Raw genomic sequence first — 13,418 nt, 5'->3', positions numbered from 1 at the left:
CCCAAAAAGGGGCTTTACTTTAGTTCAGATTATATCGCGGATCAAATATTTTTGATGTACAGAGCGCAATGATTTGTTGGAATTAAATTCTATCCCTATGGAAAAGATAAGCAAAATGCGGGAAAAGGGGAATAGTGATGACCACGGATAAGGAATTAAATCCAATGAATGTAATGAAAGCATTGAATATAAGTCCAAAAATTTCAGATGAGACCCAGCCTTTTACGGCATTTGAATTAGGAAAACTTTGGGCTACATATATGGGAAATAGTATGTCCATTCAAATTTTAAGTTATTTTCTGCATCATTGTGAAGAAGAAGATATTCGCGTGCTATTAGAAAATGGTGTAGCATTATCCAAAGATTTCATGCAGAGGATCGAAGCGTTTTTTAAAAAGGAGAATTTCCCTATTCCTATTGGATTTACAAAAGATGATGTCAATCTAGGTGCCCCTCGTTTATACCAAGATGAATTTTATGTTCACTATTTAAAATATGCTTCTAAGGCAGGGATGAGTCTTTACGCCGTGGCCGTTCCATTAATCATGAGGGAGGACGTACGAGAGTTCTTTATTTATTGTAATGAATGCACGACTGTCCTGTTAGGGCAAATTAATAATGTTTTAATGGAAAATAAATTTATTGCCAAACCTCCCACCATCCCGACACCAGATGGAATTGAAAAAATTGATAAACAAAGTTTCTTAAATGGATTTTTTGGAGATGTCCGGCCGTTACAAGCATTAGAAATCATTCATCTCTGGGATAATATCGAGAATAATGCTACAAGTATGGCCTTATTATTGGGCTTTCATCAAACCGTTCAAGATGACAAGATAAGGGCGTTGTTTAAAAGAGGTCTAGAAATGACGGATAAAGCTGTAAAACAGTATAAGGAAAAACTTCATGTTGAAAGTATCCATTCACCTGACTACCTAGACCATTTGGTTACCACATCTACTTATCCACCTTTTTCCGATAAAATAATGTTGTTTCATAAAGTGGATATGTTCGCCATGAAGGTAAGGGCATTTGGAAACTCATTGGCTGTAACGGCAAGAAGAGATATCGATATGTTGTATATTAGGACTCTTATCAACATTGGGGCATTTGTTGATGATGGTATGAATATCTTGATTCAAAAAGGATGGTTGGAATCACCCCCAAAAGCATTTGAACGGGCTTTGGAGGAATGAAATACATTGATCATGAGCAGAAAGTCTGAAAATATTAAAACGCTATTTCATCGATAGTTGATTGGAAAGGAGAACACTATTCGTTTAGAAGCGAAGGTGTTCTCCTTTTTTACGGGCATCTCAATGGTAATTCGCGTTTTCGATCAGATGCTTGATCGTATTAAGCTGAAAAGCACCATAAATTCTATTTTTGGACGTAAGCTCATTGATAAAAAACTGATGTAACTGCTCTTTGTTGGCCACCCGATGTACTATGCTGTTATCTGACCAATCGTGAAGCTCTTTTACATCGTAATTAAAGAATACAAGGGTGTTAATCCAAGAGGTTATATCTTGACTTTCTAAATAATTGGATAAGATGAAGGCCGTCTGTTGAACCTGGCTGATTGGATTTTCACACGTTTTTACCGTTAATTCTCCTGACACCGATTTTCCGAAAATCAGTGTTTCCTCTTTCTCACTATCTATTATATCTGATAAAAAAGAAAATCTCTGGCTGTTATTTCTTGTTAATCCCAGAACAATGTGACCTTTCCAGTATTTGGTTTCTATAACATAGATACCAGTTGATAATAGGACAAGGTGATCAATCTGCCGAGTATTACCGTTTCCATCGGGTATATAAATGTTCGGCATGATAATCATTTCATCTGGTGGAAGGATTTTTTTTCGAATTAAATCGGATTTGAAATTTTCTAGTATCTGATGGGTGACGATTTCTCCTTGGTTATTATAATTTTTCCGGATTTCTTCATTTTCGATGACAAGTTTCTCAATTTCACGTTGGTAAGATTCGCTTAAACTCATAATCTTCTCATCGTACTTCGTTGCTGCCGTTTCCATCGAAGCCTTTTGAATTTCTTTAAGAGCCTCTAGCTCTTGGAAATGGTCGTTTCTCATTTCTTTTTGTTTAGCCTTTTCCTTTTTAACGATATAAGTTAACCATGCGACAGAGGCAGCTAGTAACGTGGAAATAATTAACCAAATCATTGAATTTCTCCTTATTTATCAGATCTTATATTTTATTAGTAGCTTTTTATCAGCATTTTGTCTAATTGACGGACTTTATCATAGGAATTTAATAGTCTCTCAGGAACCAAGGTCCTGCCATATTCCCAAGCATTCGTTTCTATTAATGTTAGAAGCTGCGCTTTTTCATCATCCTCGCCATACTTAATGATCCTTAAATCATGTTTGTTTTTCTTAAAATCCAAATAATAACCGAGCTGATGATATAGGATAATTTTAACACAATCTTCGTCTGTTTCTTTAATTTTAAAGTTAATATTTGCTATATATCCATTAATTTTTAAATAGTTAAATTTAATCATATTAGTAGAAACGTTAAAACTCATCGGGGCGGGCAGGGTATTGCTAATTTCATACTCAATCGTTAATTTATGTTCTAGCAATGTATGTTCAATGATTTTCTCAATATCTCGTATATAAAGCATCGATCAGAACACGTCCTTTCCAACTCTTTACTTTTTATTTTTAAGAAATGCAAGTGGAAAGTAAATCCATCAATTTTCCTTTAGACTTTTTTCCTATCGCATTTTTCAAAGAAAACCTCCAGTAAATTAATAGTAAGTTTTATAGATTGTTATTAATAGAGAAAAACTATGTCTGATTTTCTTACAATGTTGTTCAAAAAATAGTAAACAACGCGTATATTCGGATTAACAAGTTAACAACTTTGTTTAAATTATAAAAATATATAGACACTTTTGTATAAAATGTTATAAGATTGTGTTAAGAAATTTCATGATAAACATTTTTGTTCATTCTATGAAGGAGGTTTGAAGCAATGGAATTATTAATGAGAAATATGTTTCAATCACTTGGGAAGAATACCTCAGCTAATAAACTAGCAAAAAAATACGGTTTGCGCTTTGGAGCTGGGAGATTTGTGGCAGGGGAAACGATCCAAACTGCCATCGATTCCGTGAAAAGGTTAAATCGTGATGGGAAAATGGTTACCTTAGACCATCTTGGGGAATTTGTTTATACAGAAGAAGAGGCGCAGGAATCAACGGCCATGTGCATTCAAACCCTCGATGCAATTGCAGAAGCTGGGGTCAAGTCCAATCTTTCACTTAAAATGACATCACTTGGCCTTGATATTAGCAGAGAGTTATGTATGAAGAATATGCGTAAAATTCTTAATAGGGCAAAGCTGCATCAAAATTTTGTCAGAATCGATATGGAAGATTTTGATCATTGTCAAATTTCCTTGGATATTTATAAAGAGCTTCGGAAGGAATATGACAATGTCGGACTTGTTATTCAAGCCTACCTTTTTAGAACAGAACAGGATATTGCCGACTTAAATCAACTGAACGCAAACTTGCGTCTCGTAAAAGGGGCATATAAAGAGTCTCCAACGGTTGCTTTTCCGGAGAAAAAAGATGTCGATGAGAATTTTAAAAAGATTATTAAGCAGCATCTATTAAATGGGAACTATACAGCGGTAGCCACCCATGATGCAGCAATGATTGAATATACAAAAACGTTAGTCAGTGAATACCGAATAGCTAAAGACCAATTCGAGTTCCAAATGCTTTATGGAATTTGCGAGGATATTCAAGCTAAGCTTGTAAAAGAAGGGTTTAATGTCCGAGTTTATGTCCCTTACGGAGTAGACTGGTTTGGTTATTTTATGAGAAGGCTGGCAGAAAGACCCGCCAATGTATGGTTTGTTCTCAAAAATCTATTAAAATAGCAATTTTACATAAAAAGGAGTCGAAAAATTATGACAACTGTAACACAACATGCACCATTTAAAAATGAGCCTTTTACAAATTTTTCTCTCGAGGAAAATAAGCAATTAATGTATGCAGCCCTTGCGAAAGTGAAAACAGAACTAGGCAGGAAGTACCCGCTGGTAATCGGCAATGAAAAGCTAGTTACTGAGGAACAAACCATTTCTACTAATCCGGGAAATGTCGATGAAGTCATCGGGTCGGTAAGCAAAGGGAATAAAGAATTAGCTGAAAAAGCGATGCAGGAAGCGTTGAAAACTTTTGAAACCTGGAAAAAGGTAGCTCCCGCAGAGCGTGCGGAATATCTATTCAAAGCGGCAGCTTTAATGAGACAGCGCAAGCATGAGTTTTCTTCGTACCTTGTCCTTGAATCAGGGAAGAACTGGGCTGAAGCAGATGCTGATACAGCCGAAGCCATCGATTTTATGGAATTCTATGCAAGAGAAATGATCCGCCTAAGCGAGACAAGCATTCATCAACCGCTTGTGAACATCGAAGGAGAAGACAATCAAATTTCGTATATTCCACTTGGTGTTGGGATTGTTATTTCTCCGTTTAACTTCCCATTGGCGATTATGGCGGGAACCACTGTCGCAGCCATTGTCTCAGGAAATACGGTGATTTTGAAACCAGCGGATGCTACTCCTGTGATTGCAGCCAAATTTGTGGAATTAATGGAAGAGGTGGGTCTTCCTTCAGGTGTCCTTAGCTTTCTACCAGGTGATGGAATTGATGTAGGGGAGTATTTGGTTGAACATCCAAGCACTCGTTTTATCTCTTTTACAGGCTCACGGGCAGTAGGCTGCCGTATTTATGAAAAAGCGTCAAAGGTTCAGCCAGGACAATTGTGGTTAAAGCGTGTCGTTGCTGAGATGGGCGGCAAAGACGGAGTGGTTGTTGATGAAACAGCCGACTTAGATGCAGCCGCAGCGGCGATTGTCGCTTCCGCTTTTGGCTTCCAAGGACAAAAATGTTCCGCTGGTTCTCGAGCGATTATTGTGGAATCGGTTTATGATGAAGTCGTTGAGAAAGTAACCGAATTAACGAAAAATCTAACCATTGGACTTCCTGAAGAGAACTATGCGGTTGGACCAGTAATCGACCAAAAATCACTGGATAAAATCATGGGCTATATCGAAATTGGTAAAACAGAAGGCCGATTGCTTACAGGCGGCTCTAGAGCAGAGGGGAACGGCTTCTACATTGAACCAACCGTTATTGCGGATGTTCAGCCAAAAGCCCGGATCATGCAGGAGGAAATCTTTGGTCCTGTCCTTGCCCTTGCGAAAGCAGCCGACTGGCAGGAAGCGATTGAGATCTATAATGATACCGATTATGGCTTAACAGGTGCTTATCACTCGCAAAATGAGGGACGAATTCAGTATGCCCTTGAAAACATGCATTGTGGAAATCTTTACATTAATAAAAAGTGTACGGGTGCATTAGTTGGTGCCCATCCATTTGGCGGATTCAACATGTCAGGGACTGATTCAAAAGCTGGTGGATACGATTACTTGTTATTATTTACTCAAGCTAAACTGAAATCTAGAAAACTTTAATAATAGTAGAAACGGGGAACCCTCCTCATCAAGAGGGGGGAACTCTCCCAAAACCAATCGTGTTTAAAATTTTATTGTAAGCGCTTCATGGGATTCGAAAACAGAATGGGGGATGGGTTTTTGAATATACAGATTCTAATTTCTATTGGTATTTATATGACAGGTATGCTGATTATTGGATATTTTGCGTACAAACGTACGTCTAATCTTGAAGATTATATGTTAGGTGGAAGAGGGCTGGGCCCAGCTGTCACAGCGCTAAGTGCAGGGGCATCTGATATGAGCGGCTGGCTGCTTATGGGTCTTCCTGGGGCCATGTTTTCTCAAGGGTTGAGTGCCTCATGGATCGCCATTGGGTTAACCATAGGGGCCTATATAAACTGGCTTTATGTAGCACCGCAGTTAAGAACCTATACAGAGAACGCCAACAATTCGATGACCATTCCTGCGTTCCTGGAGAATCGTTTTGCAGATGGTTCAAATCTGCTGCGTTTGACCTCTGGACTCATCATTATTGTCTTTTTTACTTTCTATGTATCATCGGGAATGGTTTCAGGCGGGGTTCTGTTTGAATCAACCTTTAATCTGCATTACCAGGCAGGGCTATGGATTATCGCTGCTGTCGTAATTGCATATACTTTATTTGGCGGCTTTTTGGCTGTAAGCTGGACCGATTTTGTACAAGGTTTAATTATGGTTACTGCACTTATTTTGGTCCCAATTGTAACGATCATGGAAGTCGGCGGCATTGGTCCCGCATTTCAGGAAATAAAGGGAATCGATCCGAAGTTATTTGATATTTTTAAAGGGACTACCGTGTTAGGCATTGTTTCCTTGATGGCGTGGGGGTTGGGTTACTTTGGCCAGCCGCATATTATTGTCCGCTTTATGGCGATTTCGTCCGTGAAAGAAATTAAAAAAGCAAGACAAATTGGGATGGGCTGGATGATTTTTTCGGTTGGTGGTGCGATGTTTACCGGTTTTATTGGTTTGGCCTTTTATTCTAAACAGGGACTCACACTAGCAGATCCTGAGACCGTCTTTATTGAACTAAGCCGCATTTTATTTCATCCATTGATTACTGGATTTTTACTGGCCGCATTATTAGCGGCGGTCATGAGTACGATCTCTTCCCAGCTTCTTGTGACTGCAAGCTCGCTGACTGAGGATGTGTATAAGACGTTCTTCCGCCGCTTAGCAACAGATAAAGAACTCATGATGATCAGCAGACTCTCTGTGCTAGTTGTTTCGATCATTGCTGTAGTCATAGCCTTTGATAAAAATGGAACCATTTTATCGCTGGTCGGATACGCTTGGGCTGGCTTTGGAGCTTCGTTTGGGCCAGTTATTCTGATGAGCCTATACTGGAAACGGATGAACAGATGGGGGGCTCTTGCCGGAATGGTTGGCGGTGCCGTAACGGTCATCATATGGGCCAGTGTACCCGTATTAAAAAACAATTTATACGAAATTATCCCAGGATTTATTGTCGGTTTGGCAGCCATCTGGATCGTCAGCTTAATGACTCCCGAACCAAGTGAGCAATTACAAAGAGAATTTGATCAATATAAACACTCAGCATAACCTTTTAACACGTTGACCAAAAAGTCAAATTTTGATCATAGGGTTAAAGTATATGTTTGTGAAAAAAAGCTGATACCCGAATTCAGTTTCGGGTTCAGCTTTTTTCATTCATGTTCATTCCTATCGGGGAGTCCTAATCTATGGCACTTAAAAGGTCTGGTTTGCTAGAATAGCCGTTGAATTTATGATAATGTTAATGTGATAATAAAGCATGAAAGGATTTTAGTATGTTCAAAAGTGTTCAATTGATACTGGATGATTCCTTTACAATTGTTAATCAACATATACCATTACTAGAAATTAAAAAGAAACTGAACGAGTACCATTTTGTTATTGTGTCAGGTGGAATATACTTGATCATTGCTAATTATGAAAAAAGTCTGATGAATTTAGGTGACGACTCTATACCCATAGATAATTGGCTTGAACAGCTTCACTGGCTGCCCTCATCTGTTATTTCGGATGTCCATGGTGACGATGGGCCGGTTGATTGGCGGAGGCCGGTTCTTGTTAAAGATGAAAAGGGGATTCTAGGGGTTCTTTCAGCTGAAAAGCGGATGGAAATGCTAGAAGATGAAAACCGCCAGATTTCTGCTTATTTTCAGACCTTAGCAGAAACGATTAATGAATCAGTTACAGCGGTCGATCAGGTGGGACGCGTGGTCTATTGGAATACAACAGCGGAGGAAACCTATAAGATTAAAAAAGAGTACATCCTTGGGAAAAAAATAGGGGAGCACTTTCGTGATGAATCGATTGTCCTGCACCGAATTTTAAATGAGGGACGGCCGGTAAGAGGGCAATATCATCGACCTGATAAGGATACACATGTTCTCATTAATGCTTCACCCATCATCATCGAAAATAAGATTATTGGCGGGGTCGCTACCGAACAGAATATCACGAATATTATCCGACTAAACGAAGAATTGGATTCCAATTCATCCGTGCTTGTTCAAAAAAACAGTCCCTTTTCAACCATGGTAAGTGAGAGTCCTAAATTTCAGGAAGCGTTGAAGATTGCGCAAAAGGTTGCCCATGCCGATATTCCGATTCACTTAACAGGGGAACCTGGATCTGGAAAGGAAATGTTAGCACAAGCGATTCATTATGGAGGCACAAAAGCCGAAGGGCCATTTATTACCCTAAACTGTTCTGTCATTCCTCCTGCCTTGTTGGAAATGGAACTTTTCGGTTTTCAAAAGGAAACCTTTACAGCGGAACAGCAAACCTTACAAATCGGCCGGATCGAGCAAGCTCTAGGCGGTACATTATTTATAGAAAATATTGACAAGATGCCGCTTCAGATTCAAGGAAAACTACTAAATTATATGGTCGATCACTGTTTTTACCGGGTCGGAGGAGTAGAGAAAATTACCTCACCAACCCGAATAATCACATCCACGTCAGAATCGATTGAAATACTCGTGAAAGAAGGACATTTCAACGAGCAGCTTTATTTTCATTTATCCGTTATTACCATTGATATCCCGCCCTTAAGAACTAGAAAAAAGGATATCGTTGCCCATATCCAGAACTATATTCTGGAATTCAGCTCTAAGTATAAAAAGCCAGTGCAGGAAATCTCTTCTGAAACCATGAACCTGTTGGTGAACTATGACTGGCCAGGTAATATCCGTGAACTTAGGAACACAATCGAACGTTTGGTTCTCCTTACTGACAAATCTGTCATTACCGATGAACATTTGCCTGATAATATAAAGAGTAAGTTAACCGTGAAACAAACTACCAGTCCAAAAGAAGAAATTGTTCATCTGGAAGATGTTCGAATAAATCCTGAAGTGATTGAGATTGAGGAAGCATTAAGAAAAACCTATGGAAATAAAAGCGCGGCGGCTAACCTTTTAGGTATTTCACGAGGGACATTGTATAACAAAATAAAAGAATATGGATTAAATTAAATGGAAAATACACCAACAATGGTGTATTTTTTCTTCAATCCACAGTGAAAGGTCATCAAGAAGAACTTATGGGAGGAGATTTATTTGACATTTATGCCAACAAAGCAACGTGATAAAGTAAGTTCTTATAAAAATCTTCGGTCGTTGTATGAGCAAAACATAACAGTGAACAGTATTTCTGAAACCATGGACACGTGTCATCTTACGGATGATGCTCAAAGGATAAAAAACATGATGGATATGAAAGACTATGATGTGATGGGTGTGGAAGATCATGGAGTGGTTATCGGGTATGTTATTAGAAATGAATTAAATGTAGGAATCTGTGAAGAGTATTACCGGAGTTTTAGTCCGACCGAGCTTGTCTCGGAATCCACACCATTAATTGATACTTTATTTTTTTTAAAAGAGAAAGAGCGAGTATTTATCCTGGAAGGGAATAGGGTAACAAAAGTAGTAACGCTGGCAGATCTCCAAAAACCACCGATTCGCATGTTATTATTTGGGCTGATTACCTTGTTAGAGATGCACTTATATCGAATTATTAATGATTTTTTCCCTGATAATACCTGGAAAAAACATTTAAGTGGCCATCGAATTCAATTAGCTGAAGAATTATTTTCACTTAGAAAGTCACGGAACGAAGCCATTCAATTATGTGATTGCCTACAAATTTGTGATAAACGAGACATCGTCCTGAATGAGAATCCGTTACGGGAACTTTTAGGGATTAAATCAAAGAGCAAAGGGAAAACATACTTTAAACAATTAGAGGGTTTACGAAACAACTTAGCACATGCCCAGAACTTGACGACACAAAATTCTTGGGATGAGCTGTTCTTAGTACTTGAACAGACTGAGAACTTATTAGGAGCATGCGAAAAGGTATGAGGAAGGATCACTACTACAGAAAGTGTAAGAAAAAATAAGAGAAAAAGGGTTGGTGCCTGGTTCTAAAGGTACCAACTTTTTTCTGTATCGAGTCACTTGATCTAATCGGTTCGAACTAAAGAATATCGTGTCAGATTTTTCGGTAAATGAATACTATTTAGAATAGCAGCATTTCAATGTACAGGGAGAGGTGTGATAGCATCATGTTTTCTGCTACAGGAATGCAGGGATTCAAGATGTTTTCAACAGTCCACATTGTTACGTTAGTGTTATTCTTCGCCGCATGTGGTGCATTGGTGTATTTCAGAAATCAACAGAAGCGATACCAACAGAGCATCAAATGGACCTTGTTTATACTTTTGCCAACCTGTGAGATTTCTTTGCAATTATGGTTAATACTTACCCATCAATGGGCTGTGAGTGATCTTCCATTACAACTGTGTTCAATTAGTTCATTTTTGGCGATGTTTTTATTCTTCAAAAGGAACAAAAAAGTGTTTTACTTGTTGTATTTTTTTGGTACATTAACCCCCATTTTAGCAATGGTTACACCTGAAATGACCTACAATTTCCCACATTTTCGCTATATTGAATACTTCCTACATCATTCCGTTATTCCATTAGCCGCCTTTTACTTTATACTTTATGAAGATTTTAGGGTACCGATGAAAGCGATGATATCTAGTTTCTTAACCGTGAACCTGATCGCTGTCCCCATCTTTTTCTTAAATGTGCTGCTTGGCACCAACTTTTTCTACTTAGCGAGTCCGACAGAAGCCAAAACGATCCTCACTTTTTTCGGCAGTGGAATTATGTATTATATAAATCTAGAGATCGCCGCCCTGATTGTCTTTTTCATTACGTATCTTCCAATTGGTATTTTACAAAGGATTGAAAATAAAAAAAGCGCTTCGGTAAAACAAAATTAATCAAAAGGCAATAAAGATGGAGGCATCGTTCTTCATCTTTTTTATTTTTTTTCAATCTAAGACTATAGTTGTATTTAAAAATTTTGTGGAAGCAGTTATTATATGAAAATGTAATTCTGCAAAAAATATATCGTAAAAAGAGAGAAGGTATTTTAGAATGTCTTTTGGTTCATTTGTCATGGCTTTTTCAATGGCGGGATTAGACTATGACATGTTAAAAAATTTAGGAATTTCTATTGGTATTTTGGTATTATTTATCCTTTTTAGAAACCTATTTACAAAGTATGTATTTCAGTTGATTGTAAAATTATCTCGGAAAACACCAACTGATGTTTTTACTAAAATTTGTTTAGGATTTGAACGTCCTTTGGGATGGTTCTTTATCATTGTAGGTTTGTATTTAGCCATGGATTATTTCCCGTTTATCGAACAGCATAATACGTTATTTTTAAAATTCCTCCGTTCTATGGTTATCGTATTAATTACTTGGGGCTTGTTTAACTTGTCATCTCCAACTGAGGGGATTTTAATAAGTGTTAATCAAAAGATCAACAATAAGATTGATTTAATTCTATTACCGTTCATTTCAAGGACGATCCGCGTCATCATTATTGCCATCAGCATTAGTATTATTGGCCAAGAGTTTGATTATGACGTCAACGGATTGGTGGCTGGTCTAGGGCTAGGGGGTCTAGCCTTTGCTTTAGCTGCAAAAGAAGCGGTAGGAAATCTAATAGGCGGAATCGTCATTGTCACTGAAAAACCTTTTTCGATTGGAGATTGGATCTTAACACCTAGTGTCGAAGGGATTGTCGAAGATATTAATTTCAGAAGCACGAAAATTCGTACGTTTAGTCAGGCGCTAGTTACCGTTCCCAATGCAACACTTGCCAATGAAGCCATTACCAACTGGAGTCGAATGGGGAAGAGAAAAATTTCTTTTCACTTAGGACTTAACTATCAAACGACGAAAGAACAAATTCAACGAGTGGTTAAACGGATTGAACATTTATTAACCACACATGAAGAAATCCATCCTGATACGATTATGGTTGCATTTGATCATTATAATGAGAGTAGTCTCGATATTCTTATCTACTTCTTTACGAATTCTACTGTCTGGGCAGAGCACGTTAAAATTAAACATGAAATCAATTTAGCCATTATGGCGATATTAGAGGAAGAGGGAGTAGACATAGCGTTTCCAAGTCGAACCATTTATGTAACTCCAAAATCAAATGAAGAATTATTCCAAACAATGGGTTCATTTGATTGAAAATCGATGGATAGTAACATAGAAGAAGAAAGACCAAATGATGGTCTTTCTTTTTTGTAATGTGTGAGAGTGATTAATTCCAAATATTTCAAAACAAAAGGAATAACGGTTTAATTTTGGGTATTGTTTGAATATTTTCTTATAAACTTTTTCATTAGAGTAATTAGAACTGCTAGATCAATTAGCATGTCTTCACCAGTTGTTACTTTTGTAGTTTCCATTGTGTATAGAGGAGTTTCTAGATCACTTTCATCCTCTCCAACAGGTGTTTCTTGCGAAGTTTCCCATGTGGATAGTGGAATGGATAAATCACTTTCATCCTCAAATACAGGTATTACTTGCGAAGCTTCCAGTGCCGAGAGTGGAATGGCTAGATTACTTTCATCCTCTACAATAGGCATTACTTTAGAAGTTTCTATTGTGGCCAATGGAATGGAAAGACTACCGTCATCCTCTCCAACAGGCGTTCCTTGCGAAGTTTCAGTTGTGAATTTAGGCAATGATTGATTCATTTCAGCCTCTTCCATATCTGTTTCAAACGAAATTCCCGTTATGGATAATGGATTTGCTATATTCGTTTCCGCATCATTATCCGTTGTTTTTTGTGAAGATCTCTTATTGCGGTTTTTCTTATTTTTATTTTTATTTTTGTTTTTTTGACTGTTATTTTTTTTATTTTGACTGCTATTACTTGATTTTCCTTCTCTTTGTTGTGATTGTTGTGTATAAGTGTTTTCACTATTGGTCTTTTGAATTTTTAAACCATAGCTAATACTTTTAATATGGTTCATGGAAAGACGAACGAGTTCCTGACCATTGATTAAAAAAATAGAATCATTATCTGCATTTGCGAGTACTCCCTCTATGGTCTCAGGGCCGCCACGATTAATTTTAATCCATTTGTATTTCATTGAGCCAAGCAGTTCTTGGAGATTAGCACCTTTTATAAATGTTAAATTTTCAGGTAGATCTATGTCGAAAGACATACTCTCTTTTATGTTATCTGTAAAACTTTTAATATGATTCGTTTTGTAGTAAACAATTCCATCAACTTCGGTGAGAATGGTGATATGATCGTCGCCGGTATCCATTAACATCCCAATTTTGGATTCAGGTCCTCCTCTATTAATCTTGATTACTTTGCCAATGAACTTTTTCATGATGTCTCTATCCATAAAAATTCTCCCCTTACATTCCACAATTAAATTTATACTGCATGTATATGTATCACGGGAAGACGTTGTCCTAATAAAAAAGCCTGTTTATATTTCTCAAGAGAAAAATAGGCAAGCTATTAAG

General features: G+C 37.6%; 11 protein-coding genes. 8 read left to right on the top strand and 3 right to left on the bottom strand.

Annotated features, from left to right (window positions below; all coding sequences use genetic code 11):
• Positions 1-137 precede the first annotated feature (137 nt).
• Positions 138-1,196 (top strand): DUF3231 family protein, encoded by a 1,059-nt coding sequence (locus M3610_RS14470; protein WP_251460029.1) that lies wholly within the window; start codon positions 138-140, stop codon positions 1,194-1,196.
• A 120-nt stretch (positions 1,197-1,316) separates the two neighbouring features.
• On the opposite strand, the gene M3610_RS14465 is transcribed toward M3610_RS14470, so the two are convergent.
• Positions 1,317-2,186, bottom strand: coding sequence for a nuclease-related domain-containing protein (locus M3610_RS14465; protein ID WP_251460026.1), 870 nt, complete (start codon positions 2,184-2,186; stop codon positions 1,317-1,319).
• A gap of 35 nt (positions 2,187-2,221) precedes the next feature.
• On the bottom strand, positions 2,222-2,650 hold the full coding sequence (locus tag M3610_RS14460) for a hypothetical protein (protein WP_251460024.1): 429 nt from the start codon (positions 2,648-2,650) through the stop codon (positions 2,222-2,224).
• Positions 2,651-3,003: 353 nt separating this feature from the next.
• On the opposite strand from M3610_RS14460, the gene M3610_RS14455 reads away from it, so the two are divergent.
• From M3610_RS14455 to M3610_RS14425, 7 genes are all read left to right on the top strand, one after another.
• Positions 3,004-3,918, top strand: coding sequence for a proline dehydrogenase family protein (locus tag M3610_RS14455; RefSeq protein ID WP_251460023.1), 915 nt, complete (start codon positions 3,004-3,006; stop codon positions 3,916-3,918).
• 30 nt (positions 3,919-3,948) lie between these two features.
• Positions 3,949-5,517: an L-glutamate gamma-semialdehyde dehydrogenase gene (gene pruA / locus M3610_RS14450; RefSeq protein WP_251460021.1), complete on the top strand. Its 1,569-nt coding sequence runs from the start codon at positions 3,949-3,951 to the stop codon at positions 5,515-5,517.
• 126 nt (positions 5,518-5,643) lie between these two features.
• Positions 5,644-7,101, top strand: coding sequence for a sodium/proline symporter PutP (putP, locus tag M3610_RS14445; RefSeq protein WP_396953651.1), 1,458 nt, complete (start codon positions 5,644-5,646; stop codon positions 7,099-7,101).
• Between the two features lie 227 nt (positions 7,102-7,328).
• Complete coding sequence (locus M3610_RS14440) at positions 7,329-9,023, top strand: sigma-54 interaction domain-containing protein (RefSeq protein ID WP_251460017.1); 1,695 nt, start codon at positions 7,329-7,331, stop codon at positions 9,021-9,023.
• Positions 9,024-9,107: 84 nt separating this feature from the next.
• Positions 9,108-9,914 (top strand): hypothetical protein, encoded by an 807-nt coding sequence (locus tag M3610_RS14435; RefSeq protein ID WP_251460015.1) that lies wholly within the window; start codon positions 9,108-9,110, stop codon positions 9,912-9,914.
• Between the two features lie 203 nt (positions 9,915-10,117).
• Positions 10,118-10,843 carry a YwaF family protein gene (locus M3610_RS14430; RefSeq protein ID WP_251460013.1) on the top strand — a complete coding sequence of 242 codons (726 nt, stop codon included), beginning with the start codon at positions 10,118-10,120 and terminating at the stop codon, positions 10,841-10,843.
• A gap of 157 nt (positions 10,844-11,000) precedes the next feature.
• Positions 11,001-12,119, top strand: a complete 1,119-nt coding sequence (locus M3610_RS14425; protein ID WP_251460010.1) for a mechanosensitive ion channel family protein — start codon at positions 11,001-11,003, stop codon at positions 12,117-12,119.
• A 110-nt stretch (positions 12,120-12,229) separates the two neighbouring features.
• Here M3610_RS14425 and M3610_RS14420 read toward each other — a convergent pair whose 3' ends face one another.
• On the bottom strand, positions 12,230-13,294 hold the full coding sequence (locus tag M3610_RS14420; RefSeq protein WP_251460008.1) for a hypothetical protein: 1,065 nt from the start codon (positions 13,292-13,294) through the stop codon (positions 12,230-12,232).
• Positions 13,295-13,418 lie beyond the last annotated feature (124 nt).

The organism is Neobacillus sp. MER 74 (genome assembly GCF_023714155.1).
The sequence above is the reverse complement of the archived record's forward strand: the minus strand, read 5'-3'. Positions and strand labels throughout refer to the sequence as shown.